This window comes from Mesorhizobium sp. M8A.F.Ca.ET.218.01.1.1, from assembly GCF_004791165.1.
Lineage (GTDB): Bacteria > Pseudomonadota > Alphaproteobacteria > Rhizobiales > Rhizobiaceae > Mesorhizobium.
In genome coordinates this window covers 419,173-437,760 of sequence record NZ_SRUZ01000003.1, presented here as the reverse complement: position 1 = coordinate 437,760, position 18,588 = coordinate 419,173, and the positions used below count along the sequence as shown (strand labels likewise).

The following is an 18,588-nucleotide window of genomic DNA, read 5'->3' as shown; positions in this document are numbered from 1 at the left end:
AAAATTTGATTTAAGGACGAGACAACCGGCTCGCATTGCCTGCACCATCGCGTCCGCGACCGGCTGGACGCGGGTTGGCGCCGAGGGTAACGTCCTTGCATGCTGGCGGCCCTCAATGGAGGCATGGACATGACCTTGCACGGCGATACTCTGAAGAACGCGATCGGCCAGACGCGCGACAAATGGGGATGGTTCGTCGGCCTGGGCGTGGTGCTGCTGATCCTCGGCGGCATCGCCTTCGGCAATCTGTTCATCGCCACGGTGGCTTCCGTCTATGTCATTGGATGGCTGATGCTGGTGGCCGGCATCATCGAGATCATGCATGCTTTCGGGGTCAAGACCTGGGGACGCTTCTTCTACTGGCTGCTCAGCGGACTGCTTTATGCGGTCGCCGGATTCTTCGCTTTCGACAATCCGCTGCTGGCCTCGGCGGTGCTGACCTTCCTGCTGGCCGTCGCGCTCGTCGCTTCCGGCGCGCTGCGGGCCTGGGTCGGCTACAGCCACCGCCCGGAGCGCGGCTGGGGCTGGATTGTCGCGGCGGGTCTCATCAGCGTGCTCGCGGGCCTGATCATCGCCATGGGCTGGCCGGTCAACAGCCTGTGGGTGCTCGGACTGTTCCTGGCGATCGACCTGATCTTCCAGGGCTGGACCTTCATCGCCGTCGGTCTTGCATTGAAGAGGTAGGAACTCGCCTCCCCCATTTCGGGGTCATGCTTCAGAACGCCACCGCGGCGTCCAGGCTGGACAGCGGCTTGACGCCGCCAAGCAGCGCGCGTGCCTCGGCTTCATCGCGCTTCATCTGCGCCACCAGCGCATCGAGCCCGTCGAACTTGATCTCGCTGCGCAGGAAGCCGAAGAACGACACTTCGCAAGTCTCGCCATAGAGATCGCCGGAAAAATCGAAGACGAAGGTTTCCAGGAGCGGTGCGCCATGGTCGTCGACGGTCGGGCGGCGGCCAAAGCTGGCGACGCCGTCGTGCAGCGTGCCGTCGGCGCGCCGGAAGCGGACGGCGTAAATACCTTCCTTGAGCGTGGCTGCCGCCGGAAGCCTCATGTTGGCGGTGGGAAAGCCGAGCGTTCGCCCGAGTTGTTGGCCGCCGACAACCTCGCTTTCCACCGTGAAGCGATAGCCGAGCAGACCGGCGGCCCCGGCCACCTCGCCCTCGCAAAGCAAGGCACGGATGCGGCTCGACGAAACCACCTCGGCGCCTTCGTCGCGAAAGGCGTCGACGAGTGTGACACCGAAGCCATGGCGCTCGCCGGCAGCCATCAGATAGGCCGGCCCGCCCTGGCGGTCCTTGCCGAAATGGAAATCGAATCCGGTCACGGCATGGGTGATGCCCAGCGTCCTCTCCAGCACATCGGTGACGAAGGCTTCCGCCGACAGCGAGGCGAAATCGCGCGTGAAAGGTTGCTCGACGAGCGCGGCAAAGCCCAGCAGCGACAAGAGCCGCGCCTTCATCGGTGGCGGCGTCAGCACGAAAAGCGGCAAATCAGGCTTGAAAACCGTTCGCGGGTGCGGTTCGAAGGTCAGCACCAGGGCCGGCACGCCACGCCGCTTGGCCTCCGCCAATGCCCGTTCGAGAACGGCCTGGTGGCCACGGTGGACGCCATCGAAATTGCCTATCGCAACGACGCCGCCTCGCAGATCGGCGGGCAGCGGCGCGGTTGTCGCAAGATGCTGGAACGCGACCATTGCCACCTACTGCAGCCTTGCGATGACGGCCACCGGACGATAGCCGTGCCGCTCCAGGAAGAGCCCAAGCCTTGCCGGATCCGGCCGGGATGGATCGCCGTAGTCGCGGGCGTGAATGCCGCCGGAGACATAGAGGACGTCGAAACCATTGTCGGCCGCGCCCTTGACGTCGGTCATCATGCCATCGCCGATCGCCAGTATTTGCGAACGCTCAACCGGCTGGCCGAGGATCTCGGCCACCTCCTTCATCGCGACCTCGTAGATCGGCGCATAGGGTTTTCCGGCGATCAGCGTGCGGCCGCCGAGCTGCGCGTAGTCGCGTGCGAGTGCACCGGCGCACCAGATGATCCGTTCGCCGCGTTCAACCATGATATCGGGATTGGCGCAGATGAATGGCAAGTTCCTGGCGCGCAACCGGCGCAGCAGGTCGGTATAATCCTCGGGTTTTTCAACCTCGTCGTCGAACAGCCCGGTGCACACGACGCCGGCGGCCTCGAATTCCTCGACGAGTTCGACATCGAGGCCATCGTAAAGGGTCAAATCGCGGTCGGCGCCGATGTGGAAGACTTTGCGTGGGCCCTCCGCGATCAGGTCGCGGGTCACGTCGCCCGAGGTCACCACACGGTCATAGGCTGACGGCGGAACGCCGATCACGCTCATCTGTGCCACGACATCGGCACTGCGGCGTGGCGAATTGGTGATCAGAACGACAGGAATGCCGGTCGCCCTTGCCGCCGCCAGCGCGGCCGCGGCCGCCGGAAAATGCCACTCGCCATTGTGCACCACGCCCCAGACGTCGCAGAGAATTGCCGAATAGGCTTTCGACACGTCTTCGAGCGAGCCAACGATTTCGGGCGAATCCGCCATGCCGTTTCCTTCAGTATGATCGTTGCGGGTGCGGCGGCCGACGGTTCGCCGCAGCCGGTTCGAATTATCCGAACCGGCCCATGCTGTCACCAGCTTTCACCCGCATCGGCACGAATTGCGGCGCAAGCCGCGGCCTTTGATTGGTTAGCGGTTGGTGAAGCGCCAACCAAGCAATAGAGCGGTTTCCCAAACCCGTCCTTCAGCGTTCTGTGGGAAGCTCGCGCCGACCGAGAATCCGTCGGCGGGGGCCGCTTCAAGACATGCATGAAATCTGGCGTCAGTTCCGCCGCGACAGGCGCGGCAACTATGCTCTTATGACGGTTGTGGCGATGGTGCCGCTGATGGGCGGTCTGGCGCTCGCTGTCGACTTCACGGAAATGAACCGCGAAAAGCAGATGTTGATGAACGCGCTCGACGCTGCCAACTTCGCTACGGCCCGCCGGCTGACGGAAGGTGCGACCGACGACCAGTTGAGAGCCTATGCGCTCGACTTCTTCAACGCCAATTTGAACGATATCGATCCCGCCAGCGCGACGCTCAACGTCATCTTGCCAAGCAACACCAGCGGCGGCGGCCTGCTCACCATGACCGCCCAGCTCAACTACAAACCCTATTTCTACCCCGCCTTCGCCCAATTCGTCGGCAAATCGGCGACCGATGCGAACCAGAGGCTCAGCTTCAACGTCAGCTCGCAGGTGCGGCTGAAGAACACGCTGGAAGTTGCCCTGGTGCTCGACAATTCCGGATCGATGACCACGCTCGGCACGGGCTCGGGGCAAAAGCGCATCGATCTTCTCAAGACTGCTTCCAAGCAGCTGGTCGACACGCTGGCCCAGCAGGCGATCATGATCAAGCAGGTCGACAAGCCGGTGCAATTCGGCCTCGTGCCTTTTGCCGCCTCGGTCAATGTCGGCCCCGGGAATGGCAACGCGTCGTGGATGGACACCGAAGGGTTGTCGCCGGTGTCGAACGAGAATTTCGACTGGTCGACGCTGAACGCCGCCAACAAATACGCCCAGCAAACCAACGGCATCTGGTACAAGCGCGGGACCGGCTGGGGAACCGGGGAAGGCCAGATGCTGACCCGGTTCTCGCTCTACCGCGACATGCAGGTCGTCACCAACCACGAGCGGGTCGTCAACAGCAAACGGGTCGTGTGCGACCAATACAATTCGAACAACACCTGCAAAAGCAGCCACGACGAATATGACTATATCGATTCCTATGGTCCGTTCGCCAGTTGGCAAGGCTGCGTCGAGGCCAGGCCCTACCCCTACAACATCAACGACGCCACGCCGTCCGGTGGCTCGGCCAACACCGGCATCGGCGTCGGCGATCCGGCAACGATGTTCGTGCCCATGTTCGCCCCCGACGAACCGGGCAATCACTGGAAGCTCACCCAGGATCCCGACGAGGCCGCGCCGGCAACCTATGGCGCCGTCAACAGCTGGTGGAACGACGATCCATCGAGCAGCAGCGGCCAATCGCGGCTGCGCAACATGGCCAAGTATTTCCAGCCGCGGCCGATCGATGCGCCGGCGCTGCCCGCCGGGAACGGGCCGAATTACAGCTGCACCACCAACCCGATCACGCCGCTGACCGATGTCAGCGTCGCCGACGGGCTCACCTCGATCAAGGCGGCGATCGACCTGATGCAGCCGAATGGCGGCACCAACGTCCCCGAGGGCATGGCCTGGGGCTGGCGGGTGGTTTCGAGCGGAGAGCCGCTCACGCAAGGGCGCCCAGAAACCGAAAGAGGCAACGACAAGGTGGTGATCGTGCTGACCGACGGCGCCAACACCTATTATACACCTTCCTCGCTGGGCTACTCGGATCCCGCCAATTCGAAATCGACCTATGCGTCCTACGGCTATCTCAACCCCGGTTACAACGGCACTTCGGTCGGCCGCCTGTTCATGGGCACGTCGAGCGCCATCGGTCAGTTGGACTATTCGAACGGCAACTACACCAACGCGCTCAACGAGCAGATGGCCACGCTTTGCAACAACGCCAAGGCAGCCAACATCATGGTGATGACGGTGGCGCTCGACCTGTCGACGACGAAGGCCAGCGACAAGCTGGCGATCGATGCGCTGAAATCCTGCTCGTCGAATTCGCGCTTCCGCAAGGATGCGACGGATCCGAGCAAACCGGCGAAGCTGTTTTGGAATGCGACCGGCGCCAGCCTGGCAAACGATTTCAAGGAAATCGGCAACGAACTGTCGAACCTGCGCGTGGTCGGCTAACCAGGATCGTTCCTGGCGCAACGCCTGGCGGCGTCAAGCCCTTGCAGACGCCCGCCGTGACGGGCACAGATTGACCGCCCGCGCGGTCCCTCATCCATCGCGGCACGCTGGGGAACGAACAATGCCCGACACCGCCAACCATCTCGCCTTCGCGCTGGTCTGCCTCGGCATGGTGCTGACGCCAGGCCCCAACATGATCTACCTGATCTCGCGCTCGCTGTCGCAAGGGCCGAAGGCCGGACTGATCTCGCTTGGCGGCGTTGCGGTCGGCTTCCTGTTCTACGTGCTGTCGGCCGCGTTCGGCATCACGGCGCTGCTGATCGCGGTGCCCTATGCCTATGACGTGTTGCGCTTTGCCGGCGTGCTCTATCTCCTGTGGCTGGCCTGGCAGGCGGTGAAACCCGGCGGGCGCTCGCCGTTCCAGGTGCGCGACCTGCCGAAGGACCGGCCGCGCAAGCTGTTCGCCATGGGATTGATGACCAATCTGCTCAATCCCAAGGTGGCCGTTCTCTATCTGTCGCTGCTGCCGCAGTTCATCAGTCCCGGCAAGGGCCATGTCCTGTCGCAGCTCCTGGTGCTGGGCGCGACGCAGATATCGATCAGCCTCAGCGTCAATGCCATCATCGCGCTGACCGCCGGCTCGATCGCCACCTTCCTCGCCGGACGGCCGCTATGGCTGGTGATCCAGCGCTGGATGATGGGAACCGTGCTGACGGCGTTGGCGCTGAAGATGGCGACCGACGCGCAGCGTTGAGGCCGCCTGGCGTCAATCGCCGAAGGCCTGCTTCAGGAAGGCGTGCACGTCGCTTTCCGATCGATCGGCCGCAGCCGCATTGTACTCGACCCGGTGGCCGTAGGCCTCGACGCCGGTCTTGAACTCCTCGGCGTCGAACGCGTGCCGGGCACCCTCGTAGACGTTTAGCTGCACCGGGCTTCCCTTGTCCCTGCGTTGCGCCACCATCTCCCGGCATTTCTGGGCGGGGCTGAAATCATCAAGCTCTCCAATCAGGATCAATGTCGGCACAGCCATGTTACCGCTCGCCACCGAACAGTTCGGATAGTAGGCGATCGCCACGCTGAATTTGTGCTGCATCAGCCGCTCTGCGCCACGAAGCTGGACCGCCTCGAGCGTTGCGATGCCGCCGGCGGAGAACCCCATCAATGCGATGCGTCGCGGGTCGACAAAACTGGCTTTCGACAGAAACTCCAGGGCGCCGTAGGCGTCATAGACGCGATCGGAGAGCAGGCTGTGACAGGTATCCTTTGTGCCGCGCGTGCCGAAGCTGTCGACAACGAGAACAACATAACCCCAGGAAGACAGCCGCTGCGGCCAAACCTGCCTGTCATTCGCAAGCACACCAGCGCATCCGTGCAGAGCGACTATAGCCGGGAACGGCCCCTCACCCGGAGGGCGTGTCAGATATCCTCGCAGCGGAATGCCGGGAACAGACTTCGTGGTCTCGCCTCTTTCCTGCGCATTGCGCTCCTGAAACGGCGTCGGCTTCACGGCCGCGCTTTCAAATTGCACCATCTCGTCGGCCCAGGCGGGCGCCGCATCGAAGTCGCCGGCAAGACAAAGGCACGCCAGGCCAACTCCTTTGAGCAAATCCAACACTTTGCCCATCGTCAGCCAGGCTTCGGTTTGTCCTTTGACCGCGTTGACCGGGCCGGACACTTGCTCACATCGGACGGCGCGGGGGCCGGATCTGCGCGGGCTCGACCACCTTGCGGTAGAGGTGCCAGGTCGCGTGGCCGAGGATCGGCATGACGACGGCGAGACCGGCAAACAGCGGGATAGAGCCGATCACCAGCAGCACCGCGACAATCAGACCCCAGAGCGCCATCTGCAGCGGATTTGCCATGACCGCCCGGGCCGAGGTCTCAATCGCCGAAACGGCGCCGACGTCACGATCAAGCAAAAGCGGGAAGGCAACGACCGTGGTCGCCAGCACGACCACCGCGAAGACCAGGCCGGCCGCGTTGCCGAGAAGGATCAGTGTCCAGCCCTTCTTGGTCGTCAGCACATCGCGCAGGAAGGCCCCGACCGAAGCCGGCGGCTCGCTGCCAAAAAGGCTGGTGTAGATCGACTGCGCCGTGAACAGCCACAGCAGGAACAGCGCGAACAGCATGATGCCGATGGCCGCTATCGAGGGCAGCGCCGGTGAGCGGCGCACGTCGAGGGCGTGCCGCCAGTTGGTATTCATGCCGAGCTCGCGCCGGCGGCTGATCTCGTAGAGCCCGATCGCGGCGAACGGGCCGACAAGGGCAAAGCCCGACATCAAGGGATAGACGAGTTGGATGGCGTTGGAGCCGGAGGTCCACCGCGTCAGGATCAGGCCGACAACCGGATAGATCAGGCACAGGAACACGTAATGCGAGGGCTTGGCCCAGAAGTCCTCGGCGCCAAGTCTCAATGCGTCCCAGAGGTCTGGCGTGGAAATGCGGCGGACCGCGGGTTGCACATGCATCCCGTGCGCGTCCGCCATGACATGAAAGCCGGCCATAACCTACCTCCGTTTTTCTCGGGGGGCGGTCACCGCCTAGGGTGGCCGCCCGTAGCTGCCACTTCAAGAACGCTGGCATCATATCCGATCTTCCCGGGATTGTCGCCGCGTCTCGTTATGCCTGCTGGGCGGCCTTGGTTTGGCGAACCACCGAGTTCATCTTAGAATCTATGCATTTTAGCTATTGCTTAAATTACTCGTAGAGACCCCAAGGTGTATCACCTGAGCTTTTCAAACCGTGGCGAGGGGCGATGTTCACGTTGAAGGGCTTCTGGTCTTCGGAGCACGGCAATTTTGCCATGGCGACCGCCATAGCGCTGCTGCCGATAATGGCCGTCGTCGCCGGCACCCTCGACCTGACAGGCACGAGCGATGACGCCGCGCAATTGCAGAACTCGCTGGACGCGGCTGGGCTTGCCGTCGGCACGAAGTACCTGCCCAGCATGAGCGCGAGTGATGTCCAAGGGCTTGGGCTGACATTCTTTGCGGCCAATATGAGCGTCGCCGATCAACAGGAATATTCAGACAGCATCTCCGCTTTTTCGGCCACAGCCAGCGGCGACCCGAGCGCCTATTACATCTCGCTTTCGTCAGGCATCAACCGTCCGAGCTTCATCAATGGCGCGGCCCCCTGGCCAGCTCACCGGTCGGCGACGGTCAAGATGCACCCGGGTGCACAGGCCTGCGTGCTGGCGCTCGATCCGCATGCGTCGGCCGCGGCAAGCCTGCAGGGCTCGACCGACGTCGCCATGAGCAATTGCGTGATCGCGGCAAACTCGGACGCGTCCGATGCCGTCAGCAGAGGCGGTTCCGCTCAGGTTTCGGCGGGTTGCGTCTCGACCGTCGGCGGCACTTCCGGGCTTTTACCGCCCAGTGCCAATCTCGCCTGCGGCGCGCCGCTCGAACATCAATATGCGTCCTTCGATCCCCTGGCCGACATCGTGCCTCCTCCCTACACATTCTGCCTGCCGGTCCCGAACGGCAAAACCTACACGCTGTCGCCCGGCACCTATTGCGACAAGACATTGTCGGGAAATATCACGCTCAACCCGGGCGTCTACATTTTGCGCGGCGTGACCTTGAAACCGGGCGGCAACGGCAGCCTGACCGGCCACGGCGTCACCATATTCCTGATGGAGGGCGCACAGATCTACATAAATGCCAATGAAAAGGTGGACCTTTCCCCGGCCACCAGCGGCCCCTACGCAGGCATCACCATTTTCGAGAACCATGGCAACACATCGGCCTTGACGCTGAATGGCGGCGCGAATTCCGTGATCAGCGGGTTCGTCTATGCGCCAGATGCGGCCATTTCCTTTGCCGGCAACTCGGATATGAGCGGTCAGGGCGACTGTCTGAGGCTTGTTGGCCTGACCGTGCAGATGACAGGCAACTCGTCCATCAAAACCGACTGCACGGCCGTGTTCGGAAATCGCGAGATGTATGCCGGCCGCCTCATCACGCTTGTGAAATAAGCGGCTGACCGCCATTCGATTTCAGATTTTCATCACCCTGCCCGGCAAAAGCCATGATCACGACTATCTCAGGCAGGCATGACCACTTCAAGACTCGAAAGCGACCGGATCGCGAACCTGAATAGGCGCACCTGGCTCAAGACGGCCGGCCTCGCGGCCTTGCTCGGGCTGGCCGCCTGCGGCACCGTTTCGCTGCCGACCGGGCAAGGCGCCGGGGTCTCCTCCTCGGCAACCGGCACGCTGGCCAGCCTGCGCGCGACCGCCGGGCTGGGGCCGCTTGTTTCCGACGCACAGCTTGAGCAAGCAGCACTCCAGCAGGCCGGCTACATGGCGCAGCGTGAAAACATGAGCCACACCACCGGCTGGGGCAAGGATTTCGCCTCGCGCATGAAGGACAACGGCGTACACGGCGCCGCGGCCGAGAACATCGCGGCCGGCCGCTTCGACCAACAGAAGCTGTTCGATATCTGGATGCATTCGCAGGGACACCGGCGCAACATACTCGATCCGGACTTCAGCCGCTTCGGGCTTGCCTATGTCCGTGACGGCCGCGACCCCAACCTGCGCTACTGGTCGCTGGTGCTCGGCAGGTAGCAAAGATATCGCCGGCGGACATCCCCTGGCGAGCGGCCGCTCCATCAGTCCATATGGGCGGCTGGCGCGCCGCCGCCGGCCGGTGCCGTTTTCGGCTTGCGCAACAGAAGCACGAACGGGATGGCGGCCAGCGTCATCATCATCAGTATTTTGAAGTCGTTGACGTAGGAGATCATCATCGCCTGGAGATTGACCATGCGATCGACCTGCGACAGCGCCGTCGGGTCGCCGCCGGCGGCCGCCGGCGAGACAGCCCAGAGATTGGGATTGAACGGGTTGATGAAGGCCGAAAGCTCGGCGTGGTTGATCTGCGTGTTGCGCACCAGCAGCACCGTCACGACCGAGACGCCGATCGACGAGCCAAGATTACGCACCAGGCTGAACAACGAGGTTGCATCGGTGCGGTAGCGGGCATCGAGCGTGGCGAAGGCAACAGTCGACAGCGGCACGAACACCATTCCCATGCCCAGGCCCTGGATCACGCCGGAGCTGAGAATCAGCCAGTTGTCCATCTGTGGGGTGAAGCTGGCCATGGTGTAGAGCGACTGCGCGGTCAGGAGGAAGCCGATGACGACCAGAATTCGGGCATCGATCTTGCCCATGATGCGCCCGACGACGAGCATGGAAATCATCGTGCCTACGCCACGCGGCCCGATGACGATGCCGATGGTGACGGTCGGATAACCGAAGATGGTCGACAGCATCGGCGGCAGCAGCGACATAGAAGCCAGGATCAGCACGCCCATGACGAAGATGAATGCAAGCCCGGTGACAAAATTGCGGTCGAGGAAAATCTTCGGATCGATGAAGGGATGTTCCGATGTCACCGTGTGAATGATGAACACCCAGAAACCGGTGATCGAAAGACCAAGCTCGATCCAGATCTCGACCGAGGAAAACCAGTCGACCTCGCCACCGCGATCGAGCATCAGCTGCAACGCGCCGACGCCGAGCGATATCATGGCAAAGCCGAAGAAATCGAAGCTGCGCACCCGCCGGGCAACAGCCGGCAGATAGGCGGCCATGCCAAGGAAGGCGAGGATGCCGACCGGCAGGTTGATGAAGAACACCCAGCGCCAGTTGAAATTCTCGGTCAGCCAGCCGCCGAGGGTGGGGCCGAGGATCGGGCCCAGCATGATGCCGGCGCCCCATATCGCCATCGCCTGGCCGTGGCGCTCCTTGGGGTTGATGTCGAGCAGGAAGGTCTGCGACAGCGGCACGATCGCGGCGCCGAACACACCTTGCATCAGCCGGAAAAGCACGATGGTTTCCAGGCTCCACGCCAGGCCGCACAACATCGAGAAGATGGTGAAGCCGACCACCGCCGCCAGGAACAGCTCCTTGCGGCCAAAGCGATCGGCGAGCCAGCCGGTGACCGGCGTCATGATGGCGGCGGCGACGATGTAGGAGGTCAGCACCCAGTTGATGTTGTCGGGCGAAGCGCCGAGATCGCCGGTCATGGTCGGGAGCGCGACGTTGGCGATCGTGGTGTCGAGCGCCTGCATGACCGTCGCCAGCATGAGCGCCACCGTGATCAGGCCACGATGTGGCACTTCTTTGAACGGTTCAGGCGTGCTCATGGCGAAGAACTTCCAGACAGTAACAGAAACGTGTACAACGGGTTTCCGGGCGGCGAAGCCTTCCGTCGAGAGACCTTCATCGCGGTGGGACGCGATTGTCGATGTGGGGGTTACATCGACCGAATGTCTCCAGCTGAGCGGACGCTGCCGCCCGGAAACTTGAGGACCGACGGGACCGTGTCGAAGATTTCAGACCTTTGGACAGCTGCCATGCGGCTCGCCCAAACACTGATCTCTTCCCACCCCTCCCATCAGACCAATCCTGCAAACTCGCTTCCACCCGCCCGGTCCCTGCGGGCTTCCGCTGTCTTACCGCGCGGGCTCGCCGGCCGTGGCGTGACCGAAGATCGACGGCCAGCCGCGTGCCACGCCGGTGTCGACGGTGACAGAAGCACTCATGCCGGTGCGCAGCGCCATCCTGGCGTCGGGATCGGTCAGTTCCAGGCGGACCGGAATGCGCTGGGTGACCTTGACCCAGTTGCCCGTGGCGTTCTGGGCCGGCAGCAGCGAGAAGTCCGCGCCGGTGCCGGCACCGATGGCCTTGACGGTCGCCTCGAAGGTCCTGCCCGGATAGGTATCGACCACGATCTCCGCCTTCTGACCCGGCTTCATGTTGGTGAGCTGGGTTTCCTTGAAATTGGCGTCGATCCAGGTGTCGCCGGTCTCGACCAGCGCAAACAACGGTGTGCCGGAGCCGACATACTGGCCGACCTTGAAGGATGCGGCTTGATAGACAAGACCATCGGCAGGTGCTCTCACCGTGGTCTGCGCCAGATCATAGGCAGCCTTGTCGCGCGCGGCGAGTGCCGACATCACGGTCGGATGCTTGTCCGTCTCGATATCGGGATTGCCGCCAAGTGCCGCCTTGGCGCTGACGATGCCCTGATCGGCAACGGCAAGCTGCTGCTTGGCCTTGTCGAGATCATTCCTGGCCTCATCCAGCGAAGACTTGGCATTGATCCCTTTCTGGGCAAGATCGGCGGCACGGTCATATTGCGACTGCGCATAGGCAACTTCGCTGCCGGCGGATTTTTCCTGCGCCAACGCCTGGCTGTAGGCGGCGCGTAGTTGCTCGACATTGAGGCGCGCGGCAGCCACCGCTGCGTCGGCCTGCCCAAGCGCGATCCGGTAGGGCTCCGGGTCGATGGCGAACAGGAGATCGCCCTTCTTCACCGTCTGATTGTCCGATATGGCGACCTGGACGATACGACCGGCCGTGTCGGAGGCGATCGACACCTTGGCCTGTTGCAGATTGGCGTTTTCCGTTTCCTGGTAGCGCCCGCCCGTCACCCAGACATAGCCGCCGCCGACGATCAATGCCGCCGGCAAGGCGAACATCAGGAAGAAGCGACCGATGCGGCGCTTCTTCTTCGGCGCCGGGGCCGGCTGCACGGGAGGAGCGACCGCGACGGGAGCGGCGGCCGGCTGGGCAGGCGCTTCCATCTCCACCTTGGGAGCGTTTTCTTCGACCTTGGCTACCGCGTTCATGCTGCCGCACCTTCCGCACTCTTGATCTTTTCGAGCGACGAAGCTTCGCCGTCCGTCAGATTCTGTACGATCACATCCAGCGCCCGGATCAGGACGCGTCGATCTTCGGGCGAAACGCCGCTGAGCGATTCCTCATAGACCTCGCCAGCAAGGCTCTTGACGTCCGCATAGGCCGCGTTCGCCTTCTCGGTCGGGAAGATCATGCGCACGCGCCGGTCGGCCGCGTCGGAGCGGCGTTCGATCCAGCCGCCCTCCTCCATCCGGTCGACCAGGCGTGAGACGCTGATCGGCTCGATTTCGAGCAGTTCGGCGAGCCGCGCCTGCGCTACGCCCGCCTCCTTGGCAACGCGGACCAGAAGCCGCCATTGCGCCGAAGACAGGCCCAGCCCGCTGGCGCGCACCTCAAAGCGCTTGCGCATCAGGCGCTGCACGTCGTGGATCAAAAATCCCAATCTGTCGATGCCATCTGAAACCATAAGCGATAGATATAATAAGCGTGCTTACTATTCAAGATGCCACAGCGCGATGAAAGCCGGCAAAATGCGCATGGCAGGCCTGCAATCCGATCCTGGTTAGCGGCAGATGAACGTGTACCGGTGCGCAACAACGCTCGGAGGGCACGTCTTCACAGGCGGTTTCGGACAACCATGGTGACGACGAAGAACGCGCCGAGCGAGCTGGTGATGATGCCGATCGGCAGTTCCTGCGGCGGCAGCAAGGTTCGGGCCAGGAGATCGCTTGCCAGCAGCAGCACCGCCCCGAACAGCGCACAACTTGTGATCAGGCGCAGATGCAGTGGACCGGCCAGCGGCCGCGACAGATGCGGTATCATCAATCCGACAAAGCCGATCACGCCGGCGACCGAGACGAGGATTGCCGTCGAGAAAGCGGCCACGAGAAATGTCGTCCTGCGCATGCGCGCCACCGGCACGCCTAGACTCTCGGCGGCGCTCTCACCGGCGAGGAAAGCGTCCAGGCTGCGATGGCTCCACAGCCCGTAGGCCGCGATCGTGCCGGCGCCCACCGCCCCCAGCCATACATTGTCCCAGCGCGCCAGCCCGAGCCCGCCCATGGTCCAGAACAGGACCGAATGAGCCGCGCGCTGGTCACCGGCAAAAACCAGATAATTGGTCAAGGCCGTGAACATGAAGGAAACGGCAAGACCGGCGAGGATCAGCCGCTCAGGACCTTGCCCCCTCACCCGCGCCACCAGCAAAAGCACGATGGAGGCGGCGAGGATGCCGCCAGTGAACGCAGCCACGGGCAAGGTCCAGATGCCGAAACTGTCGCCGAACACGGTAATGACGGAAACCGCGCCGGCGGCGGCCCCCGACGACAGGCCGAACAGGGAGGGGTCGGCAAGATCGTTACGGGTCACCGTCTGCAAAAGCGCGCCGACGATGCCCAGCCCGCCGCCGACACAGATCGCCAGGATCGTGCGCGGCAGCCGCAGGTCGACGACGATCTTGCCGACCGGGCCCGATATCTCAGGCTCGTCCAGTCCGACGGCACGGCCAAGGGCGGCGATGACATCGCTCAGAGGTATCAGCGTCGAGCCATAAGCGATCGACAGCAGCGCGAGAGCGACGAGCGCCACCGCGCCCGCCGTCATGGCCCGAGCAAGCCTGCCGTCGGCATGGGCGCGGACGGACTTTGCGTCCACGCCTGTCAGCGTTGCCGTTTTCGATTTTGCGCCATGCGCAATTTCGATCAAACTGGCCGGGCAACGAGGCGCCAGAGTGAAGACGCCACATGCGAGGAGCACATGAACCCGACCGAGAAAGCGCTATGGTTTGTCGAAAGCCATCTGCCGGAGGCTGTTACGCTCGACGACGTCGCCCACAGCAGCGGCGTGTCGCGCTTTCATGTGACGCGCGCCTTCGGCGCCGCCACCGGCCGTTCCGTCATGGGTTACATGCGCTCGCGCCGGCTGACCGAGGCGGCGCGCAGGCTCGCCGGCGGCGCGCCCGACATACTGTGCGTCGCGCTCGACGCCGGCTACAACTCGCATGAGGCTTTCACCCGTGCCTTCCGCGACCAGTTCGGCACCACGCCGGAACTGGTGCGCGCGCAAGGTTCGACCAAGACACTCGATCTCGTGGAGCCTATCCTGATGGACCATTCCCTGCTCACCAGCCTTGAACCACCGCGCTTCGAGACCAGCCGAGCCTTCCTCATCGCCGGCTTCGGCGAGCGCTACAGCTGCGAATCGAGCGCCGGCATTCCGATGCAGTGGCAGCGTTTCAGCCCTTATATCGGCAACATCCCCGGCGAAGTCCCAGGCGTTTTCTACGGTGTCTGCCTCAATGGCGACGATGCCGGCAATTTCGACTATGTCGTCGGCGTCGAGGTGTCGGACTTCTCCGACCTGCCGAAGGAATTCTACCGGGTGCATGTGCCGGCGCGGAAATACGCCGTTTTCACGCATCGCGAGCACATCTCGACCATCCGGCGCACGATCAACACGATCTGGAACAGCTGGCTCCCGGCCTCCGGCCATGAAATCGCCGACGCGCCGGAATTCGAGCGCTATGGGCCCGAATTCGATGCCCGCACCGGTAATGGCGGGCTGGAGATCTGGGTGCCGGTCAAGGCATAGAGGCGCCGCTACAGCTCCAGATCCCAGTTCTGGCCAACCAGATCCTTGCCGAAGGAATGGTGAGGCTCTTCCTCGGTCAGCTTGAAACCGGCCGCCTGGTAGATGTGCCGGGCCGCGGTCAGAATGTCGTTGGTCCACAAAGTCAGCGTCTTGTACCCCCTGGCGCGGGCAAAGCCGATGCATTCCTCGACCAGCCGTTTGCCGATGCCGAGGCCCCGCGCCGACGGTTCGACATAGAGCAGCCGCAGCTTGGCCACCTGATCCGACTTGCGCACGACGAAGACCGAGCCGACGACCTCGCCTTCCCGCTCGGCGATCCAGCCGCGCTCCCATTTCGGATCGAATTTTTTTACGAACTCGCCGAGGATCTCAGCGACCAGCGCCTCATAGGTTTCGTCCCAGCCATAGTCCTGCGCGTAGAGCATGCCCTGGCGGCGCGTGACCCAGCCGATGTCGCCAACCTCTAGCGGCCGCAGGATGTAAGGCACCTTTGGTTCGGGTCTGTCGCCGAGCAGGTCCTGAACGATGCGCATGGCCTTGACCAGCCGATCCTGGTCGACGGGCGCCAGTCGATCGAGCAGCGCTCGCACCTGGTCGTGCGAATCCTGGTTGAGCGGCGCGAAGGCTTCCCTGCCCGCCGGCGTCAGCGCGATCGAGGCGCGGCGCGCGTCCGCTTCGGTGGCTTCGCGCTCGACCAGACCGCGCTCCTCGAATTTTTTGAGCAAACGGCTGACATAGCCAGGGTCGAGGCCGAGATCGCGCACCAGGTCGCTGGCGACGAGCCCGTCGCGATGGGCAAGCTCATAGAGCACCCGCGCCTCGGTAAGCGAAAAGGTGCTTTTCAGCCAACCTTCGTCGAGCACACCGATCTGGCGGGTGTAGAAGCGGTTGAAGGCGCGCACTGCGTCGATGCGTTCCTTGCCGGGGTGGTCGTGGATCGTCATGGCAGTCCTCCTGTCGTGGACAGGATCAATCATTTAGTTGACTTAGTCAATAAAGTCATTGCAACGAGGCGCTTCACAACTTCGTCATTCTAGGAGAAGGAGCGAAGAGGAGCGCAGCCCCTAGAATCACGACATCGCAAATGCAGGCGCCAGTGGCGAACGCCGAAACGTCACCCCATCGGCAGCACCGGCCAGCGGTCGACGATCCTGCCACGGGAAAGCACCGCGATCGGTCCGAGCTGCTGCAGCACGGCTTCGCTCTGCGTCGGCCGCAGGAACGCATGGTCGCCGGGCCTGACAACGGCCTCGGCGGGCAGGCCCATGAATTGCTGGTTGGAGGACAGGCCAAGCAGGCCGTTCGTCGTCATGCCTTCGGGAAACACCGGTTCGGCCATCCATTTGCCGCCATAGAGATAGCAACCCTTGCGCGGAAACCGGCCGAGCGCCTGGAGCAGACGCGAAACCGCCGGCGGGCCGGGCAGCATCGGCTCGACCACTTTCAGGATCGGCGTCGCAATGAAGGCCGCCGGCTGAAAGCCGTCGAGGCCCGGCGTATCGAAATCGCCGGGCAGCACGAAGGCCGAGCCCATCGACACTTCATTGGCAGCGCCGCCATGATGAAGCAGCGCTGTCTTGCTGCCGCCAATGTTCAAGATATGGCGCTGGTCCATGCCGAGGCGCGCCACGAAAGCGGCGGCTCGTTCCGAGGCTTGCGCCAATGCCCTCGCCGGCCCGCCGAACAGGCCGGGTATATGCGGCGCATGCGCTTCATAGGCCATGACGCCTTCGCAGCGCAGCCGCTTGTGGGCCGGCAGCGCCTTCAACGCCTGCGAGAGGGCTTCCGGTTCGGCGAAGCCGCCGCGATGCAGTCCGACATCGATTTCGAAAGCAATGCGCAGCTCGACGCCGAGTTCGTCGGCGAGCGCGCCATATTCCGTCAGCCTCTGCTGTGTATCGATCAGCCAGCATACCCTCGACCCGGCTGCGTTCCCCTTGGAAAGCGCCGCCCTTGCCGCGCCGACCGGCATCGGCTTGCCGTAGAGGAGGTCCGCATCCGGAAACGCGCTCAGCACCGCCTCGCTGATCGGCGGGTGGAAGGTCATGAAGCGGTGGGTACCAAGCGCCTTGCCAATATGGGCAAGCAACGGCAGGCAAGCGAGCGACTTGTCGACCAGCCGCACGGCGAGGCGGGGATCGAGCCTTTGCTTCACCAGGGCGATGTTGCTGTCCAACCGGTCGCGGTCGAGCAGCAGGCAGGGTTGGAAGATGCCCGCCTGCTTCAGCGCATCCGAAAGCGAGGCGAAATAGGCTTTCATTGGTCGATGCCGAAGAGATCGGCGATATAGGGCGAGACGAAACGGTTGTGCGGGTCGATGTCGCGGCGCACCGCAATCGCATCGTCCCAACGCGGATAAAGCTTTTTCAGGTCGGCCGCTTTCAGGCTGTGCATCTTGCCCCAGTGCGGCCTGCCGCCATATCTGCGGAAGATCGGCTCGGCCGCGCGCATGAATGGCAACGGATCGTTCGCCGCGTCGTGGTGGATGGCGATGGAACAGGTGAGCCTCTTGTGGAAGGGCGAGAGCCAGAATTCGTCCGATGCCACCGACCGCACCTCCATCGGGAAATAGACTTCCGGAAAATGCTTCTCGGTCAGTTCGATGATCTCGGCCAGCGCCTTCGGCCCCTCCTCGAAGGGAAGATGATATTCCATTTCGTTGAACCTGGTCTGCCGGTCGCTGGCATAGACGTTGAGCCAGTCCTGCACATAATCCTCGGCCGGCACCTTGGCGACCGCGCCCAGGATCAGCCGGCGGCGCAGCGACGGCAGCCAGGCAAGCCCGGTGCGCAAGCGGCGCAGCGTGCGCAACGAGCCCTCATCATCGTCGGTCGGGCGCGTCGTCGTGGCCTCGGCGCTGAAGTCGCTGGCGATGAACTGCGCGTAACCGGAAAATGGAATGTAATAGAATTCGGCCGAGCGATGGGCGGCCATCATCGTTTCGAAATCGCGCAGCATGTCGCCGATCGGCAGCACCCATTTGCGGCGGCGCAGCCGGTAGGTCGCGATGTTGTTCAGCGTCACTTCGCTCAAGACACCGAAGGCACCGAGCGCGACGCTGATGGCATGGATCGTCTCCTGATCCCCTTCCCGCTTGAACTCGCGGACCTTGCCAAGCCCGTCGACGATCTGAACCGTTTCCAGCTGCGTGTGATACGCACCGAGCGTCGGCCCCGAGCCATGGGTAGCCGTGCCCAGCGCGCCGCCTATCGCCTGGCGGTCGATGTCGCCCATGTTGGGCAGGCCCTGGCCGATGCCTTGCAAAATGTGCATGAGCGAACCAAGCCGCGTCCCTGCCCGCACGCGCGCCTGATGTTTTTTCGCGTCATGCGAGGCCAGCCCTTCCAGCTTCTCCAGCGACAGGATGGTGCCTTGCGACTTCACCAGCGGCGTGAAGGAGTGACCGGCGCCGACGACGCGGACCGGACCGGGCGCGGTGCGAATGAGATCGCCGAGCTCGCCAGCATCGGCCGGGCTGGCAAGCAGCCGCGGCTCGGCGGTGACGAAGCCCGACCAGTTGCTCCAGCTGCTCGACATGC

17 protein-coding genes are annotated in these 18,588 nt (G+C 63.4%); 6 read left to right on the top strand and 11 right to left on the bottom strand.

Annotation, left to right across the window (positions count from 1 at the left end; all coding sequences use genetic code 11):
* Positions 1-129: 129 nt before the first annotated feature.
* Positions 130-684: an HdeD family acid-resistance protein gene (locus EN861_RS13310; RefSeq protein WP_135863903.1), complete on the top strand. Its 555-nt coding sequence runs from the start codon at positions 130-132 to the stop codon at positions 682-684.
* A gap of 31 nt (positions 685-715) precedes the next feature.
* Here the strand turns inward: EN861_RS13310 and EN861_RS13305 are convergent, their stop codons facing one another.
* Together EN861_RS13305 and EN861_RS13300 are read right to left on the bottom strand one after the other, a co-directional pair.
* The gene (locus EN861_RS13305; RefSeq protein ID WP_135864288.1) at positions 716-1,696 is read right to left on the bottom strand and encodes a bifunctional riboflavin kinase/FAD synthetase; all 981 of its coding nucleotides are present in this window, start codon (positions 1,694-1,696) and stop codon (positions 716-718) included.
* A 6-nt stretch (positions 1,697-1,702) separates the two neighbouring features.
* Positions 1,703-2,563, bottom strand: a complete 861-nt coding sequence (locus EN861_RS13300) for a TIGR01459 family HAD-type hydrolase (protein ID WP_127869697.1) — start codon at positions 2,561-2,563, stop codon at positions 1,703-1,705.
* A gap of 260 nt (positions 2,564-2,823) precedes the next feature.
* On the opposite strand from EN861_RS13300, the gene EN861_RS13295 reads away from it, so the two are divergent.
* Positions 2,824-4,809, top strand: a complete 1,986-nt coding sequence (locus EN861_RS13295; RefSeq protein ID WP_189343627.1) for a TadE/TadG family type IV pilus assembly protein — start codon at positions 2,824-2,826, stop codon at positions 4,807-4,809.
* 121 nt (positions 4,810-4,930) lie between these two features.
* Positions 4,931-5,563 (top strand): LysE family translocator, encoded by a 633-nt coding sequence (locus EN861_RS13290; protein ID WP_127278888.1) that lies wholly within the window; start codon positions 4,931-4,933, stop codon positions 5,561-5,563.
* Positions 5,564-5,575: 12 nt separating this feature from the next.
* Here EN861_RS13290 and EN861_RS13285 read toward each other — a convergent pair whose 3' ends face one another.
* Both EN861_RS13285 and EN861_RS13280 read right to left on the bottom strand, forming a co-directional pair.
* A complete protein-coding gene (locus EN861_RS13285; RefSeq protein WP_245512026.1) occupies positions 5,576-6,484 on the bottom strand; it encodes a dienelactone hydrolase family protein in 909 nt (302 codons plus the stop codon).
* A gap of 4 nt (positions 6,485-6,488) precedes the next feature.
* The gene (locus EN861_RS13280; RefSeq protein ID WP_127278889.1) at positions 6,489-7,313 is read right to left on the bottom strand and encodes a DUF2189 domain-containing protein; all 825 of its coding nucleotides are present in this window, start codon (positions 7,311-7,313) and stop codon (positions 6,489-6,491) included.
* A gap of 251 nt (positions 7,314-7,564) precedes the next feature.
* On the opposite strand from EN861_RS13280, the gene EN861_RS13275 reads away from it, so the two are divergent.
* Together EN861_RS13275 and EN861_RS13270 are read left to right on the top strand one after the other, a co-directional pair.
* Positions 7,565-8,788: a TadE/TadG family type IV pilus assembly protein gene (locus tag EN861_RS13275; protein ID WP_135863901.1), complete on the top strand. Its 1,224-nt coding sequence runs from the start codon at positions 7,565-7,567 to the stop codon at positions 8,786-8,788.
* Between the two features lie 78 nt (positions 8,789-8,866).
* On the top strand, positions 8,867-9,382 hold the full coding sequence (locus tag EN861_RS13270; protein WP_127869699.1) for a CAP domain-containing protein: 516 nt from the start codon (positions 8,867-8,869) through the stop codon (positions 9,380-9,382).
* A 44-nt stretch (positions 9,383-9,426) separates the two neighbouring features.
* Here the strand turns inward: EN861_RS13270 and EN861_RS13265 are convergent, their stop codons facing one another.
* The 4 genes from EN861_RS13265 to EN861_RS13250 all read right to left on the bottom strand — a co-directional run bounded on the left by EN861_RS13265 (position 9,427) and on the right by EN861_RS13250 (position 14,062).
* On the bottom strand, positions 9,427-10,962 hold the full coding sequence (locus EN861_RS13265; protein ID WP_127278892.1) for a DHA2 family efflux MFS transporter permease subunit: 1,536 nt from the start codon (positions 10,960-10,962) through the stop codon (positions 9,427-9,429).
* Between the two features lie 309 nt (positions 10,963-11,271).
* Entirely contained in the window at positions 11,272-12,450 is a 1,179-nt protein-coding gene (locus EN861_RS13260; RefSeq protein ID WP_135863899.1) for an HlyD family secretion protein, read from the bottom strand.
* Entirely contained in the window at positions 12,447-12,926 is a 480-nt protein-coding gene (locus EN861_RS13255; RefSeq protein WP_135863897.1) for a MarR family transcriptional regulator, read from the bottom strand. Before EN861_RS13255 ends, EN861_RS13260 begins: the two co-directional genes overlap by 4 nt.
* 149 nt (positions 12,927-13,075) lie before the next feature.
* Positions 13,076-14,062: an iron ABC transporter permease gene (locus EN861_RS13250; RefSeq protein ID WP_135864282.1), complete on the bottom strand. Its 987-nt coding sequence runs from the start codon at positions 14,060-14,062 to the stop codon at positions 13,076-13,078.
* A gap of 153 nt (positions 14,063-14,215) precedes the next feature.
* On the opposite strand from EN861_RS13250, the gene EN861_RS13245 reads away from it, so the two are divergent.
* Positions 14,216-15,049, top strand: a complete 834-nt coding sequence (locus EN861_RS13245) for an AraC family transcriptional regulator (protein WP_135863895.1) — start codon at positions 14,216-14,218, stop codon at positions 15,047-15,049.
* 8 nt (positions 15,050-15,057) lie between these two features.
* Here the strand turns inward: EN861_RS13245 and EN861_RS13240 are convergent, their stop codons facing one another.
* From EN861_RS13240 to EN861_RS13230, 3 genes are all read right to left on the bottom strand, one after another.
* Positions 15,058-15,993 (bottom strand): helix-turn-helix domain-containing GNAT family N-acetyltransferase, encoded by a 936-nt coding sequence (locus EN861_RS13240; RefSeq protein ID WP_127869705.1) that lies wholly within the window; start codon positions 15,991-15,993, stop codon positions 15,058-15,060.
* A gap of 170 nt (positions 15,994-16,163) precedes the next feature.
* Complete coding sequence (locus EN861_RS13235) at positions 16,164-17,309, bottom strand: DSD1 family PLP-dependent enzyme (protein WP_127279705.1); 1,146 nt, start codon at positions 17,307-17,309, stop codon at positions 16,164-16,166.
* On the bottom strand, positions 17,306-18,586 hold the full coding sequence (locus EN861_RS13230; RefSeq protein ID WP_135863892.1) for a D-arabinono-1,4-lactone oxidase: 1,281 nt from the start codon (positions 18,584-18,586) through the stop codon (positions 17,306-17,308). The genes EN861_RS13235 and EN861_RS13230 overlap by 4 nt, the downstream gene beginning before the upstream one ends.
* Positions 18,587-18,588: the final 2 nt, after the last annotated feature.

What these genes read in the sequence shown, in the direction of transcription:
- EN861_RS13230 (WP_135863892.1), bottom strand. Translation starts at nt 18,586, where the DNA reads ATGTCGAGCAGCTGGAGCAACTGGTCGGGCTTCGTCACCGCCGAGCCG.
- EN861_RS13300 (WP_127869697.1), bottom strand. Translation starts at nt 2,563, where the DNA reads ATGGCGGATTCGCCCGAAATCGTTGGCTCGCTCGAAGACGTGTCGAAA.
- EN861_RS13310 (WP_135863903.1), top strand. Translation starts at nt 130, where the DNA reads ATGACCTTGCACGGCGATACTCTGAAGAACGCGATCGGCCAGACGCGC.
- EN861_RS13290 (WP_127278888.1), top strand. Translation starts at nt 4,931, where the DNA reads ATGCCCGACACCGCCAACCATCTCGCCTTCGCGCTGGTCTGCCTCGGC.
- EN861_RS13255 (WP_135863897.1), bottom strand. Translation starts at nt 12,926, where the DNA reads ATGGTTTCAGATGGCATCGACAGATTGGGATTTTTGATCCACGACGTG.
- EN861_RS13280 (WP_127278889.1), bottom strand. Translation starts at nt 7,313, where the DNA reads ATGGCCGGCTTTCATGTCATGGCGGACGCGCACGGGATGCATGTGCAA.
- EN861_RS13250 (WP_135864282.1), bottom strand. Translation starts at nt 14,062, where the DNA reads ATGACGGCGGGCGCGGTGGCGCTCGTCGCTCTCGCGCTGCTGTCGATC.
- EN861_RS13235 (WP_127279705.1), bottom strand. Translation starts at nt 17,309, where the DNA reads ATGAAAGCCTATTTCGCCTCGCTTTCGGATGCGCTGAAGCAGGCGGGC.
- EN861_RS13295 (WP_189343627.1), top strand. Translation starts at nt 2,824, where the DNA reads ATGCATGAAATCTGGCGTCAGTTCCGCCGCGACAGGCGCGGCAACTAT.
- EN861_RS13245 (WP_135863895.1), top strand. Translation starts at nt 14,216, where the DNA reads ATGAACCCGACCGAGAAAGCGCTATGGTTTGTCGAAAGCCATCTGCCG.
- EN861_RS13305 (WP_135864288.1), bottom strand. Translation starts at nt 1,696, where the DNA reads ATGGTCGCGTTCCAGCATCTTGCGACAACCGCGCCGCTGCCCGCCGAT.
- EN861_RS13265 (WP_127278892.1), bottom strand. Translation starts at nt 10,962, where the DNA reads ATGAGCACGCCTGAACCGTTCAAAGAAGTGCCACATCGTGGCCTGATC.
- EN861_RS13240 (WP_127869705.1), bottom strand. Translation starts at nt 15,993, where the DNA reads ATGACGATCCACGACCACCCCGGCAAGGAACGCATCGACGCAGTGCGC.
- EN861_RS13270 (WP_127869699.1), top strand. Translation starts at nt 8,867, where the DNA reads ATGACCACTTCAAGACTCGAAAGCGACCGGATCGCGAACCTGAATAGG.
- EN861_RS13275 (WP_135863901.1), top strand. Translation starts at nt 7,565, where the DNA reads ATGTTCACGTTGAAGGGCTTCTGGTCTTCGGAGCACGGCAATTTTGCC.
- EN861_RS13260 (WP_135863899.1), bottom strand. Translation starts at nt 12,450, where the DNA reads ATGAACGCGGTAGCCAAGGTCGAAGAAAACGCTCCCAAGGTGGAGATG.